Source organism: Pantoea phytobeneficialis (assembly GCF_009728735.1).
GTDB lineage: Bacteria > Pseudomonadota > Gammaproteobacteria > Enterobacterales > Enterobacteriaceae > Pantoea > Pantoea phytobeneficialis.
This window is the reverse complement of the sequence record NZ_CP024636.1, coordinates 2,552,596-2,577,753: the sequence shown is the minus strand read 5'-3', so window position 1 is coordinate 2,577,753 and position 25,158 is coordinate 2,552,596. Positions and strand designations below refer to the sequence as shown.

Here is a 25,158-nt window from a genome sequence, read left to right as displayed (position 1 = left end):
TTTCCCGTTGCCGGGCAACAGGCAGAGGTCGAGTTTGTTTTTACTGACATCAATACCGAGATAAATCATAAGACAGCTCCCTTTCACATGAACCATCACGCCATCTTGCCTTGTACATACGAAGTCAGAGCTTCTGGTTACCGTTCAGAGTAGATGCTGGCGTGAAAGGAGAAACGGAGGGCTTTAAGCTACGGCACAAGATCGGGTCTTAAGCGGCGCGACAAGCTGCCTCCGTTTCGTGTAACGGGTAGCTAACCAGTTACAACTTCAAGATACAAGCGGCGCGATTTATCGCGCATGTTTTAAAAGACACGCGATAAATCGCGCCGCTACGGGTTGCCGCTGCGTTTGCCATCAATTGATCAATATTTCCCGCCAGATTTTGCCCGCCAATGGCGTTTTTCTTATTTACAGATAATTCTGCCTGCTTATTTATAGCTTCATTTCAAATGCTGTTTTCATTTCCTGAAATATAGAGCATTGTTATCGCTGAAAAATCGCCAAAATAGCCGATCAATCGACATGATTTATTACGTTCATAGATATTTCGCATTGTTGCCCTGAGGGTTGAGAGATCTATAATTTGCACTTTGTATAAACCGGAGTTTCCAGGAGGCCGCTATTAATACTAACCAACAGCAAAATAATGCGTTCGAGGAAAAACGTACTGATGCTGAACTGGAGTATCAATACGATCCTCACGAGCTAATTCTTGAAGGCATGGAGGATTCGGAGCCGGAGCCGGAGCTGATTGAAGGCCTGCCCGCCCCGGATGCGCTGACGCCTGCCGATCGTTATCTGGAGCTTTTCGAGCATGTACAAATGTCGCGGATATTTGCCGACAGCAAAACCTTTCCCGATTGTGCGCCGAAATATGATCCGCTGGATATTTTAATCCACTATCGCCGCCGGAAACGTTCTGCCCAATTCGATCTCACTAAGTTCGTGCATGATCATTTTTATCTGCCGCAGCACCATGAAAGTTTTTATGTATCGAACCCGGATAAAACCCTGACAGAACATATTGATGAGTTGTGGCCGGTGTTAACTAAAATGCCGCAACAACATATGCCGCACTCGTCGCTGTTGCCACTGCCGAAACCTTATGTGGTGCCGGGGGGACGCTTTGGTGAGACCTACTACTGGGATTCTTACTTCACCATGCTCGGTCTGGCGGAGAGTGGGCGCGACGACTTACTGCGCGATATGGCGGATAACTTCGCCTGGCTGATTGATAACTATGGCCATGTGCCCAACGGCAACCGCACATATTATCTCAGCCGCTCGCAACCGCCTGTGTTTGCGTTGATGGTGGAGCTGTTTGAAGAAGACGGGATTCGCGGCGCGAAACGTTATCTCGACCATCTGATGAAGGAGTATCAGTTCTGGATGGACGGTGCCGGATCGCTGATGCCCGATCAGGCCTACCGCCATGTGGTGCGTATGCCCGATGGTTCGTTGCTGAATCGCTACTGGGACGACCGCGACACGCCGCGTGATGAATCCTGGATTGAAGATGTGGAAACCGCCAGCAAATCAAGTCGTCCGGCCAATGAGGTTTACCGCGATTTGCGTGCCGGAGCGGCTTCCGGCTGGGATTACTCCTCCCGCTGGCTGCGCGATCCCCACCGCCTGGCGAGCATTCGCACCACACAGTTCATCCCGGTCGATCTGAACGCGTTTCTCTACAAACTGGAGTTGATGATCTCCACCTTGTCGCACGCCAAAGGCGAGGAGCTGACCGCTCTGGCATGGCAGAAAAAGGCCGAAGTGCGTAAGCGTGCGATTCATCGTTATCTGTGGGATAAAACCGCCGGGGTGTATCGCGATTACGACTGGCGTCGCCAACGTTTTGGTGCCTTCACGGCGGCGGCGGCGGTGCCGCTGTTCCTCGGCTTATCGACGCCTGAGCAGGCACATTTGCAGGCGGTGGCATTGCGTCAGTTACTGTTGACTCAGGGCGGGCTGGTGACCTCAATGGTGGAAAGCGGTGAGCAGTGGGATAAACCCAATGGCTGGGCACCGCTGCAATGGATGGCAATTGTCGGGTTAAATAACTACGGCGAAGAGACGCTGGCCACGGAGATTGCGGTGAACTGGCTGACCACGGTGAAGAACTTCTATTCGCTGCATCATAAGCTGGTGGAGAAGTATGACATCAGCGGCGAACGCGCCCGTCCGGGTGGGGGTGGTGAGTATCCGTTACAGGATGGCTTCGGCTGGACTAACGGTGTCACCCGTCGCCTGCTGGCGATGTACGGACATTTACTGGCGGATTGATATCTAACAATGCGCGGTAAACCGCGCCGCTACACGATGTGTGCAAAATCCCGTAGCGGCGCGATTCATCGCGCAAGTTTTTAGCGATTTATCGCGCGGGTTTGGGTACGCGGTTTACCGCACGGATTTTAGTTGCGCTGTAAAAACGCCAACAAATCCGCATTCAACTGATCCTGGTGCGTTACCGCAAAGCCGTGCGGACCATTCTCATACACCTTCAGCTCAGACCCTTTAATCATCTCATGCACCAGCTTACCGGTGGCTTCAAACGGGACAATCTGGTCATTGCTGCCGTGGATTACCAGCGTCGGCACATCCACTTTGGCGATATCGGCACGGAAATCAGTCTCAGAAAACGCCGTGACACAATCCAGCGTACCTTTCAGCGAAGCCAGTAACGCGATATTCAGCGTCTGGATCATCACGCCATCCGACACCGTCTGTCCGGCATTGGTGCCATAAAATGGAACCGCGAAATCTTTAATAAATTGCGCACGATCCTGACGCAATCCCGCTTTAATGCCATCAAATACCGCACTTTCCACCCCTTCAGGGTGATCGCTGGTTTTACCAAAAATGGGGGTGACTGCGCCCAGCAGCACCAGTCCTTTCACCTTCGCGGTGCCATAACGGCCAATATAACGCGACACATCGCCGCCACCCATCGAGAAGCCCACCAGGGTGACATCGCTGAGTTGCAGATGCTCAATCAGGCCATGAATATCATCGGCAAAGGTGTCGTAGTCATAACCTTCCCACGACTGTTCGGAGCGACCGAAGCCACGGCGGTCAAAGGCAATTACCCGGTAGCCACGTTCCGCCAGGAAATTCATCTGGCTGTCCCACATGTCAGCATCCAGCGGCCAGCCGTGGCTGAACAGTACCGGTTGGCCTTTGCCCCAATCTTTGTAGTACAGGTTCACGCCGTCTTTAGTCTTGAAAGTGCTCATAATTTTTCTCCGTCAGGTGAGTAATGTTGTGTCTCGCTAATCAAACTACCCTGCACTGCCGGAAAAACCTAAAGCAGAGATTTTGACAACTTGTTCAAACTTTTTTGCGCTTCTAAGCTGTCAAAAAAGCCTGGACAAGATGGCCGATTTTTTCCGCTATCAACCATCGGCCAGGGTTCGTAAGGTGCAGTTATCGCAACCTTATTGGAGAATGACCATGAGCCAACCCCCAACCAACGCCCTGCGTAGCAGCGCTTTTTCCCCCTTCGCCTACGGGCTGTTTGCCCTGATTTGGACCGCCTCGGTATTGGGCAACACCGGCAGCTTTATCCGGGATGTCGCCAGCGCCTGGCTGGTGACCGGACTGTCGGATAACCCTGCCGCCGTCGCCCTGATGCAAACCGCCGCCACGTTGCCAGTGTTTCTGCTGGCGCTGCCTGCTGGTGTGTTGTCCGATATCGTTGACCGTCGCCGTTTGCTGATTGCGGTACAGATATTGATGGCGAGTGTCAGCGGCACCCTGCTGGTACTGTCACACAACAACTGGCTGACCACCGAATGGTTGATCGGTCTGACCTTCGTCGGCGGCATCGGAGCGGCGCTGTTTGGTCCGGCGTGGCAAGCGATTGTGCCGGAGTTGGTGCCACGCCATGAATTGAAAAACGCCGTGGCGCTCAACTCACTGGGGATAAATATCGCGCGCGCTATCGGACCGGCCACCGGCGGTTTGCTGCTGGCCAGTTTCGGCGCGATGGCGGCCTACGGCGCAGATGTCGCCAGTTACTTCTTCGTGGTCGCCGCGCTGCTGTACTGGAAACGTCCGGCGAAGGCCAAAACCGAACTTAACGAACACTTCTTCGGTGCCTTCCGTGCCGGGCTGCGTTATGTGCGCGCCAGCCGCGATTTACACCGCGTGCTGCTGCGCGCCGCGTTGTACTTCGCCTTCGCCAGCGCCGTCTGGGCGCTGCTGCCGCTGGTGGCGCGTAATATGTTGCAGGGCACCGCTGGGTTCTACGGTTTGCTGCTTGGCGCGGTCGGTGTCGGGGCGATTGGCGGGGCCTTGTTGTTGCCACGTCTGCGCCAGCACATGGGTAACGATGGCCTGCTGCTGCTCTCCGCCCTGCTCAGTGCGGGCGTGATGCTGGCGCTGGCAATCAGCCCGGCACAGTGGCTGGCGCTGCTGTTGATGGTACTGCTCGGCGTTGGCTGGATTATCGCCCTCACTACCCTGAACGGGGTGGCGCAGGCGGTGCTGCCGGACTGGGTACGTGGACGCGGTCTGGCGGTCTATCTGATGGTATTCAACGGTACGCTGGCAGGCGGTAGCCTGGTGTGGGGGTTGATTGCCCAGCATATCGGGCTGGCGCAGGCGCTGCTGCTGGCTGGTGGCATGTTGCTGATCACCGCCCTGCTGCTGAAACGTCTGGTGCTGCCTGCCGGTGAGGCGGATCTGCAACCAGCACAGCACTGGGCTGACCCGACGGTAAGCGGAGAAATGAACGGCCATCGTGGCCCGGTGATGATTCAGGTGCGCTATCAGGTCCCGCAGGAGGATCGTGCCGATTTCAAACGCGCCATGCGCAAACTGGCCGCCGCACGCCGCCGTGATGGTGCCTATGCCTGGGGATTGATGGAGCAGAGCGACGACCCCACCGCCCTGCTGGAGTGGTTCCTGGTGGAGTCATGGCAGGAGCACCTGCGCCAACACCAGCGCGTCTCACGCGCCGATGTGGCGCTGCAACAGGCGGTGCTGCAATATCATCAGGGTGACGAACCGCCACAGGTCAGCCACCATATCTCTATCTAATCTCAGGCTGGCAGGTAGATGTCGTGCAGCCCCGGTAGCGTGAGTAAGCGCTCACGCCACCAGTTGGCGGCATTTCCGTTGGCGCTTTCGTTCCACGCCAGATAGGCCATATCGCGTCGGCATTCGCTATCCAATTGACGCTCCACCAGCGCCCCACTGCGCAAATGCGGCTCCGCCAGATAGCGCGGCAGGTAACCGCAGCCCAATCCGGCAAGCTGTGCCTGCAACTTAGACGGAAAATCGTGCACACTGAGGGTCTTCTGTTCATCCAGTACGCGCAAATCCATCCCTGCGCCGTGGCGTGATGAATCATGCACCGTCACCGCACGATACTGACGAATTTGCTCGCGCAACAACGGTTCCGGTGCAGACGCCAGCGGGTGCTCCGGCGCAACGGCAAACACGTATTCCAGCCAACCCAACGGCTGACAGCCAATCTCTTTACGCGTGGCCGGTTCCTGCACCGCACCAAACACGATATCCGCTTCACCGTAATGCAGCGCTTCCCAGCACCCCGCCAGTACGTCATGACGGAATTGCAGCTGGGTATGCGAATGCTGCTGGTAAAACTCATCAATCAGCGGCGTCAGCAGGCTAAACGGCACCGAGGCATCGACGCTGATCACCAGTTGGCTCTCCCAACCGCTCTCCACGTAGCGCGCCTGCTGCTCCAGCTCATTCACCGCCCGCAGCAGCGTCCGGCCTTTTTCCAGCATCAGACGCCCGGTTGGCGTAAAGGTGGCACGATGACCGGAACGATCCAGCAGCGTGATTTTGAGATCGCTCTCCATCTTCTGCACGGTATAGCTGAGTGCAGACGCGGTTTTAAACAGCCGTGCCGCCGCCGCGGCAAAGGTGCCATGACGATCGAGCGCATCCAGAATCAGCAGCGCCTCGAGGTTTAAACGCATTCCAACCGCCTCCCCAAAATTTGTTGAACAACAACCCAAAAACAATCCGTTATCAATAAACGCTCTCATTTCGTATTTTTTTCCTCAACGACGCAAGCACTTTCACCAGCGAGGAATCCATCATGAATTACCCACAACAGGCTCATCACGTCACGCTGGTGATCACGCACAGCATCCAGCCGGAAAAACAGGCCGACTATGAAAAGTGGCTGGAAACCATCATGCCGCAGGCAGCCAGCTTTCCGGGACACCTCGGAGTGAACGTGCTGCGCCCGGTCCACGGCGACAACGCCTACACCGTGCTGATTCGTTTTGTCGGTATGGATGAGCTGTACGCCTGGCTGAAATCACCGGCCCGTCAGGACCTGGTCAAGGAACTCCCGGCCATCCTGGCGCAACCGGAACATATTGAAGTGCGTCCCGGCGCCGCGTTTTGGTTTACCCCGACGCAAAAAGGCCAGGTCAAACCGGCCAAATGGAAACAATACTTACTCACGCTGGGGGTGATTTTTCCCTCAGCCAACCTGGTCCCCTGGTTCTGGAATACGGTGTTGCCTGTAAGCCACGGCACGCTGTGGGGGAACTTTCTCGATAATGCCAGCGTCGTGGCTTTGGTGGTTTTCCTGTGGATGCCACTGCTGACCCGCGTGTTGAAACAATGGCTGATTGGCCGCAAAGCATAATCTGACAGGAGACGAAACATGACCACCGCTTCACTGATTTTGACCAACGGCAAATTCCACACCGTTGACCGCGCCAATCCGCTGGCAACTGCTGTGGCGATTAAAGATGGCAAATTCCTTGCCGTAGGCAGCGAAGCCGAGGTGATGCGCTTTGCCGGTAGCGATACGCAACTTATTGATGCTAAAGGCCACACCGGCATTCCCGGCCTGAACGACTCGCACCTGCACCTGATTCGCGGCGGTCTGAACTACAATCTTGAACTGCGCTGGGAAGGCGTGCCATCACTGGCGGATGCGCTACGAATGTTGCGTGAGCAGGCACTGCGCACCCCCTCGCCACAGTGGGTTCGCGTGGTGGGTGGCTGGACCGAATTCCAGTTTGCCGAACGTCGTATGCCGACGCTGGATGAAATCAACGCGGCAGCACCGGATACGCCGGTGTTTATTCTGCACCTGTATGATCGTGCATTGCTGAATCGTGCGGCGCTCAAGGTGGTGGGTTACACCAAAGATACGCCGAATCCGCCGGGCGGCGAAATCCAGCGCGACAGCAACGGTAACCCGACCGGGATGTTGATTGCCCGTCCCAACGCCATGTTGCTGTATGCCACGTTGGCGAAAGGGCCAAAATTGCCGCTGGAGCAGCAGGTCAACTCCACCCGTCAGTTTATGCGCGAGTTGAATCGCCTCGGTCTGACCAGCGCCATCGACGCCGGTGGCGGTTTCCAGAACTACCCGGATGATTATGATGTGATTTCTGAGCTGCACGCCAAAAAGCAGCTAACGGTGCGCATCGCTTACAACCTGTTTACCCAGCGTCCCGGCCATGAGCTGGAAGATTTTGAAAAATGGACCGATATGCTGAAACCGGGCCAGGGCACCAATTTCCTGCGGCACAACGGTGCGGGAGAAATGCTGGTGTTTTCGGCGGCCGATTTTGAAGACTTCCTCGAACCACGCCCTGACCTTGCACCCGGTATGGAAGATGAGCTGGAGCGTGTGGTACGCCACCTGGTGGAGCATCGCTGGCCGTTCCGCTTGCACGCCACTTACAACGAATCGATCAGTCGCATGCTGGATGTGTTCGAGAAAGTTAACCGTGACATTCCGTTTAACGGCCTGCACTGGTTCTTCGATCACGCAGAAACCATCACCGAAGCCAATATCGAGCGCGTCAAAGCGTTGGGCGGCGGCATCGCGGTGCAGCACCGCATGGCGTTCCAGGGGGAATATTTTGTCGATCGCTATGGCAAACAAGCCGCAAAACAGACGCCGCCGGTAGCGCGGATGCTGGATGCCGATGTCCCGGTGGGTCTGGGTACGGATGCAACGCGTGTTGCCAGTTACAACCCGTGGACCGCGCTTTACTGGCTGGTTTCTGGCCGCACCGTCGGCGGAATGCAACTGTATGATGATAACGCCCGCATCGACCGCGAAACCGCGCTGATGCTGTGGACCAAAGGCAGCGCCTGGTTCTCCAGCGAACAAAATGCTAAAGGAGAGATCAAAGTCGGCCAACTGGCAGATTTGGTGCTGCTGTCGAAAGATTTCTTCAGCGTGGCAGAAGAGGAGATCAAGGGAATTGAATCCGTACTGACCCTTGTTGATGGCGCTGTGGTGTATGCGGCAGGTAGCTTTACCCCGCTGGCACCGCCGCCGGTGCCGGTGTTGCCGGAGTGGTCGCCAGTGGTGACGGTGCCAGGTCATTATCGTAGCGCCCCACCGCAGACAACGGGTCGCGCCGGGATGATGCCGAAAGTGCATCAATGCAGCGGCCCGTGTGGCGTGCACAGCCATGCGCATGATGTTGCGCGTCAGTCATCGGTGCCAGTGTCCGATAACAATGCCTTCTGGGGCGCGCTGGGGTGCTCGTGCTTTGCGTTTTAAGATGGTGCGCTGTTTTGAGACGTAGCAGCGCGATTTATCGTGCTGTTAGGGCACCAGGCCAAAGCCCTGTTTGCCGTTCTTTTTAATGCTATACATGGCTTCATCGGCGCGCATCAGTGCGTCGTCGAAGCTATCCTGCACCTGTACCTGCGCAATCCCAATCGATGCGCCAATTTCTGCCGTGCCATTCCCCAGTTCGAACGGTGTGAGGGCGGCATCCAGCAGAGTCTGAGCCATGATTCTCACCTTAGGGAAGTCGATCAAAAACGGCATCAACAGCACAAACTCATCACCGCCAATACGACCAATCACCACCGAAGACAGCACCGCATCCCGCATCCGCTGACTGAGCTGCATCAACACTTCATCGCCGCTGCGATGCCCGAGGGTGTCATTGACGTGTTTAAAGTTATCCAGATCGATATAAGCAAGGCACAGCGGCCCCTGCTTTTTCATCTGACTGAAATGGGTTTGCAGCGAATGACGGTTGGTAAGACCGGTGAGCGGATCATGATTCGCCAGCGTCGATAGCTGCGCTTCATAATTCTTCTCTTTGGTCATGTCGATATGCGTACCCGTCACCTTCAACGGGTTGCCCTGCTCGTCCCATTCGCTGACGCGTCCACGATCCAGCACCCAGGTGATGGTGCCGTTTTTCGCCACCATGCGATGCAACGCTTCGTAATAAGGAGCACGGCCTTCGATATGGTCGTAGAACGCTTTCAGCACCTCATCCGCATCTTCGGGGTGCAGATGCTCGCGCCACACTTCAAACTTCGCGTTCAACTCTTTCGGCTGGAAGCCCAGCATCGCTCCCCAACGTCGGTTAAAAATCACCAATTTGCCGCTGGGGATATCCAGTTGCCACAGGCACAGCCCGGTGCCGTCCAGCGCTGCGCTCAGCTTATTGCGGGCGTCATGCGCTATACGCTTGAGTCGCGCATTATGCTTTTTCAGGTTCTGAATCTGCTGGAGCAGCGCTTCATCGGACATAATTCACGGACGGCGAGCAAATAAGGTTTATTGTGCCTGCCAGGAATATTCTGTAAATGCCCCAATTGAAAAGCCGATCAGTGGCGTTTAATCGCCATAAAATCAGATGTTATACCGTTCCGCTTGCTGATTAGCAGCAAACCACGCTGTTTTTAACTATTTCTGGTAGTGAATGAGACATATCTGCGACCGGATTAAGATTGCATTTTGGGCTGGTGCGGTTTATCCGTGGTCGCCAGCGCGCGGCCAACGGATAAATTGTGTTCTGTGACACGGATCAAGGGTTATCAGCAGCAGGGTGCTGTCATCATGAATACTAGAATGGTAGCTTAGCAGTTATCACAGAAACACGATGACGGTGGATGACATTATGCAGCTGACAATGCGTTGGTTTGGTCCGAAAGAAGATAAAGTTTCGCTGGAATATATTCGCCAGGTGCCGGGCGTGCGTGGCATCGTCGGTGCGCTCTACGATGTGCCAGTGGGTGAAACCTGGCCGAAAGATAAGATCAAAGCGCTGGTCGATCAGGCACATGCTGCGGGCCTGACCGTGGAAGTGATTGAGAGCGTCAACATTCATGACGACATCAAAATCGGCCTGCCAAGTCGCGACCAATATATTGAGAACTACAAGCAAAGCATCCGTAACCTGGCCGAAGTCGGGGTGAAGGTGATTTGCTACAACTTCATGCCGGTGTTCGACTGGATGAAGACCGAAATGAATTACGTGTTGCCGGATGGCTCCATTACTATGGCGTTCGAGAAGAAAGGTATCGATAAAAGTCTCGACGAAGTGGTGAAAGAGGTACTGGCCAGCTCCAACGGTTTTGTTCTGCCTGGCTGGGAACCGGAGCGACTGGCCAAAGTGCAGGAGCTGTTTGCTAAATATGAAGGGGTGGATGACGCAAAACTGCGTGAAAACCTGGCATATTTCCTGAAAGCGGTGATCCCGGTGTGTGAAGAGGTGGGTGTGAAGATGGCGATCCACCCGGATGATCCACCGTACTCGATCTTCGGTCTGCCGCGCGTGGTCAAAAACCGCGACGATCTCGACTGGATCTGTAATGTGGTCGATTCACCAGCCAACTGTATTACCCTGTGTACCGGCTCGATCGCTGAAGATCCGCAGAACGATGTGTATGCGATTCTGGCCGAATTCTCACGCCGCAAACGCATCCCGTTTGCCCATGTGCGTAATATCAAAATCATTCAGGACAAGGATTTCTATGAATGCGCACACCCCACCGAGTATGGCTCGCTGGATATGTATCAGGTGCTGAAGGCGATGTACGACAATGGTTTCGACGGCTATATCCGTTCCGATCATGGTCGCTTTATCTGGGGAGAAACCGGCCGCCCGGGTTATGGTTTGTATGACCGCGCACTGGGCACCACCTACCTGCTGGGACTGTGGGAAGCGCTGAGTAAGCGTTGATCCTTTTGTACTGACATGCGCGATAAATCGCGCCGCTACACAATGTTCCGTGCTGTAGCGGCGCGATTTATCGCGCAGTTTTGTTTAAACGCCCAGCGCCTCTACCTGCTCAATCGCTGCCCACAGCGTTGCAGGCGTCAACGTAACCGGCAAATAATGAATCGATTCTACCGGACGCAGCGTGTGCTGAATAACACGATCGACCTGATCGCGCTGGCGGATATCCACGTCCAACTGCGCCAGCGTGGTGGGTAAATCGAAGCGTTTATAGGCGGCAATCAGTTGCCGGGTGATGTCGTGTTGCCCCAGTAACGCGCTCTGCACCAGAATCCCATACGCAACTTTCGTGCCGTGCAGGAACGCTGCCGTTTGTGGCAGGGTCGTTAAGCCGTTATGCACCGCATGTGCCGCCGCAATCCGTGTATAGCGCTCACCAAGTCCCCCGACCATGCCGCCCCCGGCGACAATCGCGTCCACCACATCGCGGAACGCCAGCGTCAGTTGCTGCGCACGCTGGTCGCTGAGCGCGGCGGCGCTTTTCTCCAGCAAGACATCACGCAGCGTCTGCGCCACATCCAGCCCGAGCCGTACCGTCAGCGGCAGGGTTTCTGGCTGCGGTGCCAGTACCACCGCCTCGTACCACTTCGCCAGCGTATCGCCGATGCCCGCCTGCAAATAACGCGCTGGTGCCTGCAAGATGATCTCCGGTTCCAGCAACAACAGATGGTTGGCGTGGGGAAAGATTTCAAAATGCAGCGCTTCGCCTGCCTCGTTATACCAGACGGAAAGCGGCGTCCAGGCCGCGCAGGTGGCGGCGATGGTCGGTATCGTCACCACCGGCAAATTCAACCGATGCGCCAGCGCTTTGGCGGTATCCAGCACCGTACCGCCGCCGACGCCAATCACCACCTGACGATCGTTGCCTGCCCGTTGCGCCAACCGCGTGACCTCATGCGCGCTGCAATGGCCGCCAAAGATATCAACAATCGCCCCTGGCAACGTCAACGGCTCCAGCCAGTGCCGTGCCGCTGCCAGTGCCTGGCGCCCACCCACCCAGATGGCATGGCGCAGCTGATCTTCGCTGTAGTAATCACGTAGTCGGGCAATGGCGCCGGGATGTGAGTAGTAGTTGGCCGGGCCGGGTACGACCTGAATCGGATGTTCGCTCATAATGGGGTTTCCCTGAAAAAGAAACCGTTATCGTCAACCTCCGCTGCCTGCAAAGCTAATGATTTATCTGGCATTACTTATGCCTTTTCCTTGATTGCCAACCTTACGCGGAGGATGAAAAATCCGCACAGATCGCCCGCTTACCACAATAAAAATCGGCGGCGCGCCACCTGCTTATCATTCATCACCATTCGGGGAAATTGCATGAAATCATTGGCCGTTACGTTGTTATCGCTGAGCCTGATCAGCAGCTTTGCCAGTGCCGCGCAAACGTTGGCACCGCTGCCTGCGGCGTTGGCAAATCATCAGGGACCGATTCGGGTGGCAGTGATCCGCAATCTGGGTTCCGACGATAACACCACCCAGTTTGTCGCCGGAGCCATCCAGCAGGGTAAACAGTTGGGCTTTAAAGTCAGTACCTTCCTGAGTCAGGGCGACGATGCGCGTTTTCAGGACTTTGTGAATCAGGCGATCAGCCAGAAATATGACGGCATCATCCTGTCACAGGGACGCGCGCCCTACTCCACCGAGTTGGTGAAACGTATTCATGACAGCGGCATTGCGCTGTCCGTTTTTGATACATCGGTGGATAACACGCCGCCGGGCGTTACGGTGACGCAGCAGGATGACGCGTCACTGACACAACTATCGCTGCAACCGTTAATCAAAGACTTCAACGGCAAAGCCAACATCATCAAATTGTGGGTGGCGGGCTTCCCGCCGATGGAGCGCCGTCAGGCTGCCTGGGCGGAGATCAAGAAAGCCAATCCCGGCATTCATGAACTGGAGTCCGTAGGCGCGGTTTCTGCCGATGTGCAGGGCGATACCGCCAACAAAGTCGGTGCGCTGCTGGCGAAATACCCGAAAGGGAAAATCGATGCCATCTGGGGTACCTGGGATGCCTTCAGCCAGGGTGCCTATAAAGCCTTGCAGGAGAATGGACGCACTGAAATCAAACTCTACAGCATCGATATCTCCAACGGTGATTTGCAGTTGATGCGCGAAAAAAACAGCCCGTGGAAGGTCAGCGTGGCAGTCGATCCCCGGCTGATTGGTGCCATCAATATGCGCCTGATTGCGTATAAACTGGCGGGTGAAGCCACTCCGGCCAGTTATGACTTTAAAGCTTCGGCTATCCCACAATCGTTGGTCACCGGCCAACCCGGCGCGGCCAACGTGGCAGCTTTGCAAAAAGTGATCCCCGGCTGGGGCCAGAGTAACGATTTTGTCGCGCCGTGGTTTGCCACCCTGGCCGCCAAAGCGCAATGAGGTCAGCCATGACAACCTCACTCCCCACCCCGGAATACAGCCGCAACATGCGGCTGATTGGGCACAGCGTTCAGGACGGACGCCCGGATGGCGTGCAGGTGATGGTGCATCGCGGTTTTGCTTACGTCGGCCATATGGTGTCACAAGGCTTTAGCGTGATTGACGTACGCGATGCGCGCCAACCCAAAACCGTCAACTATGTCGCCGCGCCACCCGGTACCTGGAATGTGCATTTGCAGGCCCATGACGACCTGTTGCTGGTGATCAACGCGCGTGATCTGTTTGCTGATGTGCGTTTCGCGGATGAAAAGGTCTACTACACCCGCGCGGTTGGCCAGACCACGGCGGATATTCAGGAAACAAGCTGGCAATCCGGGCTGCGCATTTTTGATATTTCCTCACCGGCGCAGCCGCGTGAAATCGCCTTTCTCGCGCTCGATGGCATTGGCATCCATCGTATCTGGTATGTTGGCGGGCGCTGGGCCTATGTATCTGCGCTGATTGCGGGTTTCAGCGATTATATTTTGCTGACCATTGATTTAGCCGATCCGCAACGCCCTGCCGTCGCCGGACGCTGGTGGCTGCCGGGCATGCATACCGCTGGCGGTGAAACGCCTGACTGGCCGGAAGGGAAACGTTATGCATTGCACCACGCGATTATCAGCGGCGATACCGCTTATGGATGCTGGCGCGATGGCGGGTTGACGCTGCTGGATGTCAGCGATCGCAGCGCGCCGCAACTCATCAGCCATCGCAACTGGAGCCCTCCCTTTGGCGGAGGCACTCATACCGCGCTGCCGTTACCGGCGCGCGATCTGTTGGTGGTGCTGGATGAAGCGGTGCTGGATAACCAACAAGATGGCGAGAAGCTGATTTGGTTGTTTGATATCCGCGAACCGGCCAACCCGGTGAGCATCGCCACCTTCCCGCAACCTGATGAACGCGATTATGTGGCAAAAGGGGCGCATTTTGGCCCGCATAATTTGCATGAGAATCGACCCGGCAGCTTTGTTAGTGACACGCTGATTTTTGCCACTTACCAGAATGCTGGCGTGCGCGCATACGACATCTCCAATCCGTATCAACCCAAAGAAACGGGCGCACTGGTGCCCGCACCACCTGCACGCATGATGGACACCCGGCCCGATCGCCCACAGGTGATTCAGAGTTGTGATGTGTTTGTCGATGCGCAGGGGATAATCTACAGCACCGATTACAACGGTGGGTTATCGATTATTGAGTATCTGGGGTAGCCAACTTTTCTGCGCGATAAATCGCGCCGCTACGGAATGTTCGATAGTTTGTAGCGGCGGGATTTATCGCGCGACAGAGAGGGCTATGGCGCGGTAATCACCACCGCCACACGCCGGTTCTGCGCACGTCCCTGGGCGTTGTTATTGCTGGTCACCGGATATTTCTTTCCTAAGCCACGCGTTTCAATGTTGCTGCGCGGCAGCGATGCCCCCTCAGCCCACTGCGTTGCCACCGCGTTGGCGCGCTTCAGTGACAGCTGTTCGTTGTAACTGTCGGTGCCGTAATTATCAGTGTGACCATCAATACGCAAATGCTCAATACCGGTCGCGGCCAGATTGGTCGCCATACGGTTAATGGTAGTTTTACTTTCTGGCGTCAGTTCTGACTCATTGATACCGAACAGAATTTTGTCAGACATCCCCAGTCCCCAGCCTTCGGCATTCGGGCTGAAGCCCTCCTGACGCATAGCCGCAATTTGCTCGTCCGTGAAGGTTCTTTTTGACTGACATCCGGCGCAAGCAATGATGCACAAGAGAAGGAAAGCTTTAATTTTCATCCTGATACCTTTGTAATCCCTTTATTTTTGTACATGTGCATATCTGCACGTTCAAGAATCGAGGTCACAGAATCACCGTGTTGCGACCAGGCATAACCAATCGTCACGGACGTGGTGATATTGACGCCTGCCGAAATGGCGATCTTTTGCGTGATACTCGTTTCAATCCTGGTGGTGAGCTGCTGCAACTCCTCTTCACTGGTCATACTGGTGATCAAAATAGCAAACTCATCGCCTCCCAGACGCGCCACCAGGTCACTCTTCGTCACCAGGCCAGAGAGTCGGGAAGCGATGCTTTGCAGCACTTCATCGCCTGCGGCATGGCCCCAGGTGTCGTTAATGCTTTTGAAACGATCACCATCCAGAAACAACAGCACGAAATTTTCCTGCGCCAGTTGCTGATCCAGCAGTTGATTCAGTTTGCTGATAAATGCCGTCCGGTTTGCCAGCCCGGTCAATGGATCTTTCAGCGCTTTAGCCGCCAGTGACTTATTATCCCGCAGCAGTGAAGCTTTCAGGGTTTGCATCTCTGCCAGCAACGAGTTGAGGTCCTCGGAGAACACCTGAAACTCTTTGGTGGAACTGCCAGAAATACGTGGGGAAAAATCCCCGGAACGGATGACATAATGAATGGTGCTGGTGATATTTCTGAAGGAGGCAAGAATGCCACGATGCAAAAGCTCACTGACCAGAAACGAAACAATAAAAACGAAAATCATGCTACAGGACAGAATAATGACTGAGTATTCAATGAAATCAGCCACATTGGTTACGGTCCCCGACAGCGTCAGCGTCCCCACCACAGCATCTTCATGGGTTACATTCACCGTTAAAGGTTCGGCATAGATCCATTGGCGCAGCAGGCGCTGAAACCGGCTATCGTCATTGGTCGTATCCTGCCAGTCCACTAACACCGTTTGTTCCGACGAGACCAGTTTTGCCGCAGAGAACATCCCCTGCGAACCCAGCAGTACCACTTTTTTCTTCGCGTCATAGCTGTCTTCAAATACGGTGGCCGCAGTCAGGCTGGTACTTAACGTATTCGCGATAAGTTCGAGATTTCTTTTCTCATAACTTTTAATAAACAACATGGAGGTGGAAAAAAGTAATAACCAGCACAGCAGTAAAATAACCGCAGCATTGATGGTACTGATTTTGCGTAACTTATTCCGTATAGATGATTTTTCTGTTTTTATATCTTCGAATTTCATCTTACTGACTTCCTTTGCGAGACAGTAACAACACTTCTGAATTTACTTTCACACCGCTCCGGGCCAGTGAATCGAGATTGACAGAAAACACCGTTTTATCCTGATGGAAAATAAGGCAAAAAGCCGCGCCAATGGTACATTCCGGGTTAGTTTCAGCAATCGCCAGAACGGGTCTGTTGCTGATTTGCTCCAGCAACTGTGCCTGCTGCTGCGGGGACTGAGCGCCAAAATACACGGCATCACACTGCGCGGTTAACAGATCATTCTCGCTGACGAGATAACTCACCGTATAGCCATTGCCCGTCTGGGTTGACGGCAAAGAGAGATGCTGTGAAGAAGGCAGCACACAGAGTTTCGGCAGACGTTCCAGACCCGGCCAATGCGTAAAGCTGATAATCCCGCTGACAATGCGATTCGCAGCGTCGTCTTGTGCAGCGACGGCACGCGAGGGCATTAAAATAAACAGGAAGATACAAGGGAGAGAGATAATGAACATCCTGGTCAGGGTAATAACCGACATAAAGGAATGCATTCCACTCGGGATGCGGAGTTTTTCTGATTTTATTGGCATACATCCATCCCTGAAGGTTATGGGTAAAATTTTACCATCGTCGTCGAAATATGAATAGATCCCGGCCATTACCCTAAGAGAAATAACGCAGAACTGGGGCAAATTGTACCGGGTATTGTGGCGAAGGTTTGGTAATTATTGGTCCTGACAGCAAACAAAATATAATGATTAAATGGATCGATTTATAATATTAAAAAATAAATTTTTCATGTAGTTAATGACAAAAAACAGATCCATTTTAAAATTTATAAATGCCGAAAAGGACAGTTTCCCGCGATTTTATCGGATTTTTCTGCCTCACCAACGAAAACCGCCAGTCACAAATGACTGGCGGTTTCGGCGTTAGCGCTTAATCAATGCCCGCAGTATGTAACCAGTAATGCGCGGATTCTCCTGCAAACGTCGGGTGCTGTAACCATACCAGTCGGCACCATAGGGCACATACACCCGCACAGCAAAACCGAGGGCATGCACTCTGGCACGTAGGGTTTCACACACACCCAGCAGCATCTGAAATTCAAAAGCATCAGGCGCAACATGTTGCGCTTTTGCCAGGGCAACCACCGCGTCAATCAACGCTTCGTCATGTGTCGCGACACTGACAAACAGCCCTTCAGCGAAGCAGCGCTTAACGTGAGCGAGGTAATGGGGATTGATCGCCGAGCGGTCCCGACTGGCTTCAGCCACCAGGAACTGCGGGTCTTCCTGATATACGCGCTTCGCACTGCGCTTCATCATTCAGTAACCCTAAAGCCGAAGGTTTAATCGATAATTCAGCGTCAAGATTATTGGCAGCAATAGCGGCAATAGCCGTGGCATAGGCGGCGTTCATCGCATCGGCTTCAGCAGCAGAAGTGGCAGATTCGCCCAGCACATCCAGCGTCACGCCAAACCCGGCACGATTCAGGTTTTGAATGACCTGCAACGCCTCTTCCAGGGTGGAACCGGCCAGATAACGCGTGGACAAACGCTTAACGATAGCGCGTGGAATAAAAGGCAGACTACGGGCAACTAACACATCAATAAAATGCATTTTCTGGTTCTCAGACAATAGATTACCTGATTCAGCACAACATGCGCAGAATCCGGGCACAAACGTGTCTCCCGATACTTTAAGCATCGGTCACGCATCAGATGAGCAATGACCGCGCGTTACGCGCGTAGCTCAGAGGTGTGCAGTTGTCAGAGGAGGCCAGGCAGCAGCATTCACAGTGCAATGTTTCCTGTCAGGTCATTGGAACAAAGAAGGCTGGCAGATTGCGCGAATTTGCTGTGTTCTGTCAACCCGGCTGATTGCCCTGATTGTTATAGGGGGATAAATTTAATTGGTTACTAATTTAAACGTTATTTAACAGATATTACCAATGAAAAAAAACCTTATTTTATTTTCTGATATGTCAGTTTGAAAATTTAAAAACCCCTATAAAACAACACAAAGGATAAATTTAAACGAAGCGACGATAAAAATTACCCACTTCCACTTGTGCAAAACAAATAATTATCAACTATAGATATGATTCACTAAAAAATCCCCCGCTGTTTATACCCTAAATAACACGAAATGGAGGGTGTATGGCTACGCCTGAAAGTAAGAAAGTTGGATTAGTGCCTGTAACATTAATGGTGGCTGGCAATATCATGGGTTCCGGCGTTTTTCTGTTGCCCGCCAGCCTTGCCAACACCGGTGGCATCGCCATTTACGGCTGGCTGGTGACCATTATTGGCGCGCTGTCATTATCGATTGTCTATGCCAAAATGTCCTCGCTCGATCCCAGCCCTGGTGGCTCTTATGCTTATGCCCGACGCGCTTTTGGTCCATTTTTAGGCTACCAGACCAACCTGCTTTATTGGCTGGCCTGTTGGATTGGTAATATTGCGATGGTGGTGATAGGTGTCGGATATTTAAGTTATTTCATCCCGGCATTAAAAAACCCACTGGTACTGACCTTTACCTGTATTGCGGTTCTTTGGTTGTTCGTGATTTTAAATATTGTTGGCCCACGGATGATTACTAAAGTGCAGGCTGTTGCCACCGTGTTGGCATTATTTCCTATTTTGGCCGTCGCCATCTTTGGCTGGTTTTGGTTTAGCGGTGCCACTTATATGAGCGCGTGGAATGTCAGCGGACAGGGTACGTTTGGCGCCATCCAAAGTACCTTAAGCGTGACGCTCTGGTCATTTATTGGCGTCGAAAGTGCCTCAGTGGCAGCCGCCGTGGTGGAGAATCCCAAACGTAACGTACCGATAGCCACCCTTGGCGGAGTGCTGATTGCGGCAGTGTGCTATGTCCTTTCCACCACAGCGATTATGGGCATGATACCCAATGCTGATTTGCGCGTGTCCGACTCGCCCTTTGGCGATGCGGCACGCATGGCACTGGGGAATACCGCGGGTGCACTGGTGACCTTCTGTGCCGCCGCAGGTTGTCTGGGATCGTTAGGTGGCTGGACCCTGCTAGCCAGCCAGACCGCGCAGGCCGCCGCCAATGATGGTCTCTTCCCGCCGATATTCAGCAAAACCAATAAACAGGGCGTACCGGTCGCCGGGCTGGTGATTCTCGGCATTCTGATGACGATATTTCAGCTGACCACCATTTCCCCCAATGCCACCGCCCAGTTCGCCCTGGTTTCTTCCGTATCGGTGATTTTTACCCTTGTCCCTTATCTCTACACCTGCGCCGCCCTGCTGCTGGTGGGACATGGTCATTTGGGTAATCAACGTCCTGCCTATGCTGGCATCACCCTGCTCGCGTTCCTGTATTGCATCTGGGCAGTGGTGGGTTCTGGTGCCCAGGAAGTCATGTGGTCCTTTGTCGCCCTGATGGTGATCACCGCGATGTATACCATCAACTACAACCGCCGCCATAAAAACCCCTATCCCCTTGATGCCAAGCCGCAGAACGACTAAACAAGGAGTCAACGATGTTAGATATGAGCCAACATAAGAAACGCACCGTGCTGGTGGTAGACGACAGCATTGTTGCCCCCAATACCACCGGTGGTCGCGCTGTGCTGGAGCTGATTGAAGCACTGGAAGAGAACAATCTGGCGGTCATTGGCTCAGCCAGTTTTACCGATGCCGTCGCCACCATCATGTCTGATTCATCGGTGTGTTGCGTGTTTGTCGACTGGACCTTAGGTAAAAATGACGACGATACCCACCGTGAGGCCTTTACTCTGTTGCAGACCATTCGTCAGCGCAATCGTGAAGTGCCGGTATTACTGATGGCTGAACACTCCTGCATCGATTCACTCAATCTCGATGTCCTGCAACTGGTGAATGAATTCGTCTGGATGCTGGAGGATACCGCGGAATTTATTGCCGCCCGCGCCATCACGCTGATTGATCGCTATTTTGACCGCCTGCTGCCCCCCTTTACCAAAGCGCTGTTTAATTACACCCAGCACTCCCCGGAATATTCATGGGCAGCGCCGGGGCATCAGGGAGGGATTGCCTTTACTAAAACCGCCGTGGGCCGTGAGTTTTATGACTTTTTCGGTGAAAACCTGTTCCGCACCGATACCGGTATTGAACGCGGTTCTCTGGGTTCGTTGCTGGATCACGCCGGACCAATAAAAGACTCTGAAGCCTATGCCGCACGGATATTTGGCTCGCATCAAAGCTATTCAGTGCTGAACGGCACCTCCGGTTCCAACCGCGCCATCATGGCAGCCGTGTTGGGCGATAAAGAGTTCGCCCTGTGCGATCGCAATTGCCACAAATCGATCGAGCAAGGATTGGTGATGAGCGGTGCGATCCCGGTCTTCTTCGTACCAACACGTAACCGCTTCGGCATTATTGGCCCGATCCCCCGGCGTCAATTCGAACCTGCCGCCATCCGGGAAAAAATCAAACATCATCCGTTTGCTGAACTGGCAGTTCACGATAAGCCGGTGTACGCGGTGGTCACCAACTGCACCTACGACGGTATGTGCTATCACGCCAGCGTTGCGGAGGCGCTGTTGGCCGAGAGCGTTGATCAGATCCACTTCGATGAAGCCTGGTATGCCTATGCCCGCTTCAATCCATTCTATAAAGATCGCTTCGCGATGCGCGGCGATCCCGCCGATCACGATCCTTCCGGACCGACGGTGTTTGCCACGCATTCAACGCATAAATTACTTGCGGCACTGTCGCAGGCATCGTGGATTCATGTGCGCAACGGCAAAAAGCCGGTCGAGCATTCGCGTTTTAACGAATCCTATATGTTGCAGGCTACCACTTCCCCGCTCTACGCCATCATCGCCGCAAACGAAGTTGGTGCCGCCATGATGGACGGTAAGCAAGGGGAAACCTTGACCCAAGAGGTGATTAACGAAGCGGTCGATTTTCGCCTCGCGTTGGCAAAGGTCAATGCGACCTACAAATCTCGTGGAGAGTGGTTTTTCGCCCCGTGGAACGCGACCGAAATCACCGATGCCGCCAGCGGTAAACGCATTCCGTTTGTTGATGCTTCACGCCAACAGTTGGTTAGTGATCCCAACTGCTGGGTACTGAAACCTGGCGAAGCCTGGCACGGTTTTGGCGATCTGGAGGAGGAATGGTGTCTGCTGGACCCCATCAAAGCCGGCATTTTGTGCCCCGGAATGGGTGATGATGGTGAAATGCAGGCAAGTGGTATCCCTGCTGCGATGCTGACGGCCTTCCTGAGCCAGCATGGCATTGTCCCTTCACGTACTACTGACTTTATGGTGTTGTGCCTGTTTTCGGTTGGTGTGACCAAAGGAAAATGGGGCACGCTGATTAACGTTTTGCTGGAATTTAAGCAGCATTATGATGCCAATACGCTGCTGGTAAGCTGCCTGCCTGACCTGGTTGCTGGCCATGAAGATCGTTACGGCAAAATGGGCCTGAAAGATATTTGTGATGAGATGTTCGCTTATATGCGCACCAGCCAGATGGATCGCCTGCAATCGGAAGCCTTTGGCAAGCTGCCACAACCGGTGACACTACCGCGTGACGCGTTTCAGAAGCACATGGCTGGTCATTGCGAGCAGTTACCGCTGACGCAACTGGCCGGACGAACCTCCGCCGTCGGCGTTATACCCTATCCTCCCGGTATCCCAATCGTGATGCCTGGGGAAAGCTTTGGTGAAGCAGACGGCCCGTGGCTCAGTTATATCCGCAGTATTGCCGAATGGGGCGAACGCTTTCCAGGCTTCGAGAAAGAGCTGGAAGGCGCGGAAATGAAAGACGGTGTTTATCACATCTGGGTATTAAAGCCGTAGCAGTGAATCATGCCTGGTCGGTGTAACGACCAGGCAATCCTTCGCCACATCTGAGTGCGACCAGGAATTATCTTGGTCATCCATTCCACTATCTGATTTCAAAATATTTCAACAGCCACAAGAATACCGGGACTACATCTCAATGGAATGAAAAATCGTGAAGTTAAATCAATTAGCTATGGGGATCACCCTGGCACTTTCCCCGCTGCTGCTTACAGGTCATGCAAGCGCCAGCAGCTCTCCGTGGTGGGAAGAATTTAGCAGCAATGCCGGGTTTATTGAGGCGCTGCCGCATATTGGCACCAGCCTGGAAGAATTACGTCAGGATACGGAGAAAGGACTTCGAGATTCGTTCGATAGCCGCACACCTTTGTTCTGGCTGAAACGAACGATGGAGATGTACCCTCCCGGGTTCCCGGATCGTTACAATATGCCGGTGGCCCACCATGAAACCAAAGATTGGATCAACGCGCCTTATGCCACCATGGGTCGTGGTATTTTCTTTTTTACCCGAACCTTTGGCGAAGCCGGGCAAAATATCACCGTGAGTGTTGGCAATATCCCTGCGGGCGCAAAGTGCTATGCGGCGACTGGGCGTGAGTTTGCGGATAAAGATGCCATGTATCTGGATCAACAACAATTAACCGCGCAAAGCGACAACACCTACACGTTTAAAAAATCCGGCGTTTTATTATTAGGCTGTGGTGATCCGGATAAACAACAAGTGAGCGAATTTGTTCCCTTTAAAATAAATGGCGGCAGCAACAGCCATTTATTTATTTTAGGGCAGAGTCGCCAAAGTGATTGGGCGGGAAGTAAAACGGTTGCAGGTAAATTTGGTTTTGCGCTCTTATATGACGGGCATGCAAACACGGTAGTTCCGAACAGAATCGCACAGCAAACTGATGAAATGGTTGGCAAAGTATTGGGTGACAACCTGCGTGTCGCGGCGCTGTACGAAAAGATCAATGGTATGGATGGCACAGAATATCTGTTCACCTCCCCCAGGGGTTCGATGTTCACGAATTACGATAACTGTTGCTTCGCGGATTATCGCAACGGTTATATCGGTGTCGGCTTCCATGCCAATCGCATGAATGATAAGAACGGCGATAACTGGGGAGTCTGGCATGAAATTGGTCATGAGTACGAGCCGATTAAAGAGGCATTTAGTACCTTCTCTGAAATCCAGGTTAACCGCTATTCCATTGAAGCCTGCCAAATGTTTAAGGGTCGCGAAGTTCCCCTGAACCAGTGCCATGTCGATATTTCTCCTGAAGAGGGTATCTGGGACAAGCAGGCAGTGGCTAACTTTATTGCTTCCGGCATGCATTATCCAGATTACAGCGCCATTAATAACCTCTGGAAGCAACTCAACTTCTTTTCACGTTTACGCTTCTCGTATGGTGAAGATTTCTTCCCTCATGTTAACCAAAGGCGTTTGAAGGCAATTCAGCAGGCACCAGGCACTACCATCGCAGAAAAGACCGATTCCGTTATAGGTTCAAAACAAAAGGTCATCGACTTTAGTGTGGTGGCTTACAGCCAGGCTGCCGGGCAGGATTTGCGCCAGTACTTCACGCAGTGGGGACTGAATTTCAGCGCCCAGGCTGGACAGAAAGTTGCTGATCTCAAACTACCACAACCAGGTGAAGAGCAAGGCGAGCAGCCGGCACCCCAGGTGAATCTGAGTCGGGACAACATCGTCGCTGTCGCAACTTACAACAATGGTTTTGGTTATAGCGTCACCGCCAGCAGCGACCAGAATGATGTCAGCTATCAATGGAAGCGCATTGATGGCGATGCGCGTATCTACACCAAAACCAACAACACCGCGACAGTGGAGGTGGTGATTCCTAAGAATGTGGCTAACGTCTCTACGCGTTTTGAAGTTACGGCGAGCAGTAAGCACGGAAGCGACAGAAAAACGCTGACCGTCTCCGCCATCGCGCCAGCAGTCGACATTATCGGCCCGGTAAGTATGGATTCGACTTCACCGGTTCAACTGGAGGCGCAGGCTAACTTTGAACAAGCCAGTTATGACTGGTCACTGTTAAAAGGCAACCAGGTTGTTACCGCAGGAATTGACCAACATGGGCAGGTGAAATCCGGTCTGGAAGCCGGTAGCTACACCGTAAAAGTGACCGCAACCAGTGTCGCAGGTGCACGCACCGCCTCACAAAACCACACCATCAATGTGACTACGCCGGTACAGAATAGTGATCAGGCATTTGTCACCGCTGCGAAGCTGAAGATGATTGCCAATGACAAAGGTGAAAACATGGTCTTTAGCGGCGGCGTCTCCTCTGACGTCACCGCAACCAGCACCCCGTCTTATCGCTGGACCTTACCCGCTGTTGCTCACGGTGGCACTAACGGCTGGGCTAACCAAAGTTTCACGGTGACAAAAACCACTCAGCCACAAACCCTGAAGGTTAAAGTGACCGTCACCGCAGGTAACCATAGTCGCGATCTGGAGGAGGAAATTACGGTTCCGGCTATTGCGAACGGAGGTAGCGATTACCCAGCCTGGGTGTATGGCACCCGTTATGCGAAAGGTGATGTGGTGAAACATGACGGTAAGTTGTTTGAGTGTACCGTTGCCGGCTGGTGCAGCCAGACGGGCCAGTGGTCACAGATGCATTATGAGCCAGGTAAAGGAATCAGTTGGACTCAGGCGTGGAAATACCATTAATCCTTGCTGATTCGTTGCCCTGAGCAAAAGGTTTGTTCTGGCCCAAAAAGCAAAAACCCAGCCATAAGGCTGGGTTTTCTGAATTTTGGTGCCCGAACCCGGAATCGAACCAGGGACACGGGGATTTTCAATCCCCTGCTCTACCGACTGAGCTATTCGGGCAACGGGGCGCATTAAACCCTAACCAGCCCGTACCGTCAAACGCTTTTCAGCGAAATGCAACTGACTGCCGTCTTTTGCAGCAACCAACGGACTAAG

At 53.7% G+C, this 25,158-nt stretch carries 19 protein-coding genes and 1 tRNA gene; 10 read left to right on the top strand and 10 right to left on the bottom strand.

Translation table 11 applies throughout. The features are described from left to right. Positions 1-621 precede the first annotated feature (621 nt). On the top strand, positions 622-2,280 hold the full coding sequence (treF, locus tag CTZ24_RS11970) for an alpha,alpha-trehalase TreF (protein WP_208725546.1): 1,659 nt from the start codon (positions 622-624) through the stop codon (positions 2,278-2,280). Between the two features lie 128 nt (positions 2,281-2,408). Here the strand turns inward: treF and CTZ24_RS11965 are convergent, their stop codons facing one another. Next, positions 2,409-3,230: an alpha/beta fold hydrolase gene (locus CTZ24_RS11965; protein ID WP_208723630.1), complete on the bottom strand. Its 822-nt coding sequence runs from the start codon at positions 3,228-3,230 to the stop codon at positions 2,409-2,411. A 217-nt stretch (positions 3,231-3,447) separates the two neighbouring features. On the opposite strand from CTZ24_RS11965, the gene CTZ24_RS11960 reads away from it, so the two are divergent. Then, positions 3,448-5,037: an MFS transporter gene (locus CTZ24_RS11960; RefSeq protein WP_036625608.1), complete on the top strand. Its 1,590-nt coding sequence runs from the start codon at positions 3,448-3,450 to the stop codon at positions 5,035-5,037. 2 nt (positions 5,038-5,039) lie between these two features. On the opposite strand, the gene CTZ24_RS11955 is transcribed toward CTZ24_RS11960, so the two are convergent. After that, entirely contained in the window at positions 5,040-5,948 is a 909-nt protein-coding gene (locus CTZ24_RS11955) for a LysR family transcriptional regulator (protein WP_208723629.1), read from the bottom strand. 122 nt (positions 5,949-6,070) lie between these two features. On the opposite strand from CTZ24_RS11955, the gene CTZ24_RS11950 reads away from it, so the two are divergent. Next, positions 6,071-6,631 (top strand): antibiotic biosynthesis monooxygenase, encoded by a 561-nt coding sequence (locus CTZ24_RS11950; RefSeq protein WP_021183385.1) that lies wholly within the window; start codon positions 6,071-6,073, stop codon positions 6,629-6,631. A gap of 18 nt (positions 6,632-6,649) precedes the next feature. Further along, complete coding sequence (locus tag CTZ24_RS11945; RefSeq protein ID WP_208723628.1) at positions 6,650-8,518, top strand: amidohydrolase; 1,869 nt, start codon at positions 6,650-6,652, stop codon at positions 8,516-8,518. Positions 8,519-8,563: 45 nt separating this feature from the next. Here the strand turns inward: CTZ24_RS11945 and CTZ24_RS11940 are convergent, their stop codons facing one another. Further along, positions 8,564-9,511, bottom strand: coding sequence for a sensor domain-containing diguanylate cyclase (locus CTZ24_RS11940; protein WP_208723627.1), 948 nt, complete (start codon positions 9,509-9,511; stop codon positions 8,564-8,566). 370 nt (positions 9,512-9,881) lie between these two features. On the opposite strand from CTZ24_RS11940, the gene uxuA reads away from it, so the two are divergent. After that, positions 9,882-10,946, top strand: coding sequence for a mannonate dehydratase (gene uxuA / locus CTZ24_RS11935; RefSeq protein ID WP_036625611.1), 1,065 nt, complete (start codon positions 9,882-9,884; stop codon positions 10,944-10,946). A gap of 84 nt (positions 10,947-11,030) precedes the next feature. Here uxuA and CTZ24_RS11930 read toward each other — a convergent pair whose 3' ends face one another. After that, complete coding sequence (locus tag CTZ24_RS11930; protein WP_208723626.1) at positions 11,031-12,116, bottom strand: oxidoreductase; 1,086 nt, start codon at positions 12,114-12,116, stop codon at positions 11,031-11,033. 204 nt (positions 12,117-12,320) lie between these two features. On the opposite strand from CTZ24_RS11930, the gene CTZ24_RS11925 reads away from it, so the two are divergent. Both CTZ24_RS11925 and CTZ24_RS11920 read left to right on the top strand, forming a co-directional pair. Further along, positions 12,321-13,385: a sugar ABC transporter substrate-binding protein gene (locus tag CTZ24_RS11925; protein ID WP_208723625.1), complete on the top strand. Its 1,065-nt coding sequence runs from the start codon at positions 12,321-12,323 to the stop codon at positions 13,383-13,385. Positions 13,386-13,393: 8 nt separating this feature from the next. After that, positions 13,394-14,638: an LVIVD repeat-containing protein gene (locus CTZ24_RS11920; protein ID WP_208723624.1), complete on the top strand. Its 1,245-nt coding sequence runs from the start codon at positions 13,394-13,396 to the stop codon at positions 14,636-14,638. A gap of 83 nt (positions 14,639-14,721) precedes the next feature. Here the strand turns inward: CTZ24_RS11920 and yfiB are convergent, their stop codons facing one another. The 5 genes from yfiB to CTZ24_RS11895 all read right to left on the bottom strand — a co-directional run bounded on the left by yfiB (position 14,722) and on the right by CTZ24_RS11895 (position 18,028). Beyond that, on the bottom strand, positions 14,722-15,195 hold the full coding sequence (yfiB, locus tag CTZ24_RS11915; RefSeq protein WP_036625454.1) for an outer membrane lipoprotein YfiB: 474 nt from the start codon (positions 15,193-15,195) through the stop codon (positions 14,722-14,724). Next, on the bottom strand, positions 15,192-16,406 hold the full coding sequence (dgcN, locus tag CTZ24_RS26880) for a diguanylate cyclase DgcN/YfiN (protein ID WP_208723623.1): 1,215 nt from the start codon (positions 16,404-16,406) through the stop codon (positions 15,192-15,194). Before dgcN ends, yfiB begins: the two co-directional genes overlap by 4 nt. Position 16,407: 1 nt before the next feature. Beyond that, a complete protein-coding gene (yfiR, locus tag CTZ24_RS11905; RefSeq protein ID WP_208725545.1) occupies positions 16,408-16,977 on the bottom strand; it encodes a regulatory sequestration protein YfiR in 570 nt (189 codons plus the stop codon). 342 nt (positions 16,978-17,319) lie between these two features. Beyond that, entirely contained in the window at positions 17,320-17,715 is a 396-nt protein-coding gene (locus tag CTZ24_RS11900) for a proline dehydrogenase family protein (RefSeq protein WP_208723622.1), read from the bottom strand. Next, a complete protein-coding gene (locus tag CTZ24_RS11895; RefSeq protein ID WP_208723621.1) occupies positions 17,657-18,028 on the bottom strand; it encodes a hypothetical protein in 372 nt (123 codons plus the stop codon). Before CTZ24_RS11895 ends, CTZ24_RS11900 begins: the two co-directional genes overlap by 59 nt. Before the next feature lie 521 nt (positions 18,029-18,549). Here CTZ24_RS11895 and adiC point away from each other — a divergent pair. The 3 genes from adiC to CTZ24_RS11880 all read left to right on the top strand — a co-directional run bounded on the left by adiC (position 18,550) and on the right by CTZ24_RS11880 (position 24,900). Beyond that, the gene (gene adiC / locus CTZ24_RS11890; protein WP_208723620.1) at positions 18,550-19,884 is read left to right on the top strand and encodes an arginine/agmatine antiporter; all 1,335 of its coding nucleotides are present in this window, start codon (positions 18,550-18,552) and stop codon (positions 19,882-19,884) included. A 14-nt stretch (positions 19,885-19,898) separates the two neighbouring features. Continuing rightward, positions 19,899-22,205, top strand: coding sequence for an Orn/Lys/Arg family decarboxylase (locus CTZ24_RS11885; protein ID WP_208723619.1), 2,307 nt, complete (start codon positions 19,899-19,901; stop codon positions 22,203-22,205). Between the two features lie 157 nt (positions 22,206-22,362). Further along, positions 22,363-24,900, top strand: a complete 2,538-nt coding sequence (locus tag CTZ24_RS11880; protein ID WP_208723618.1) for a M60 family metallopeptidase — start codon at positions 22,363-22,365, stop codon at positions 24,898-24,900. Positions 24,901-24,986: 86 nt separating this feature from the next. Here CTZ24_RS11880 and CTZ24_RS11875 read toward each other — a convergent pair. Next, a tRNA-Phe gene (locus CTZ24_RS11875) sits at positions 24,987-25,062 on the bottom strand. Positions 25,063-25,158 lie beyond the last annotated feature (96 nt).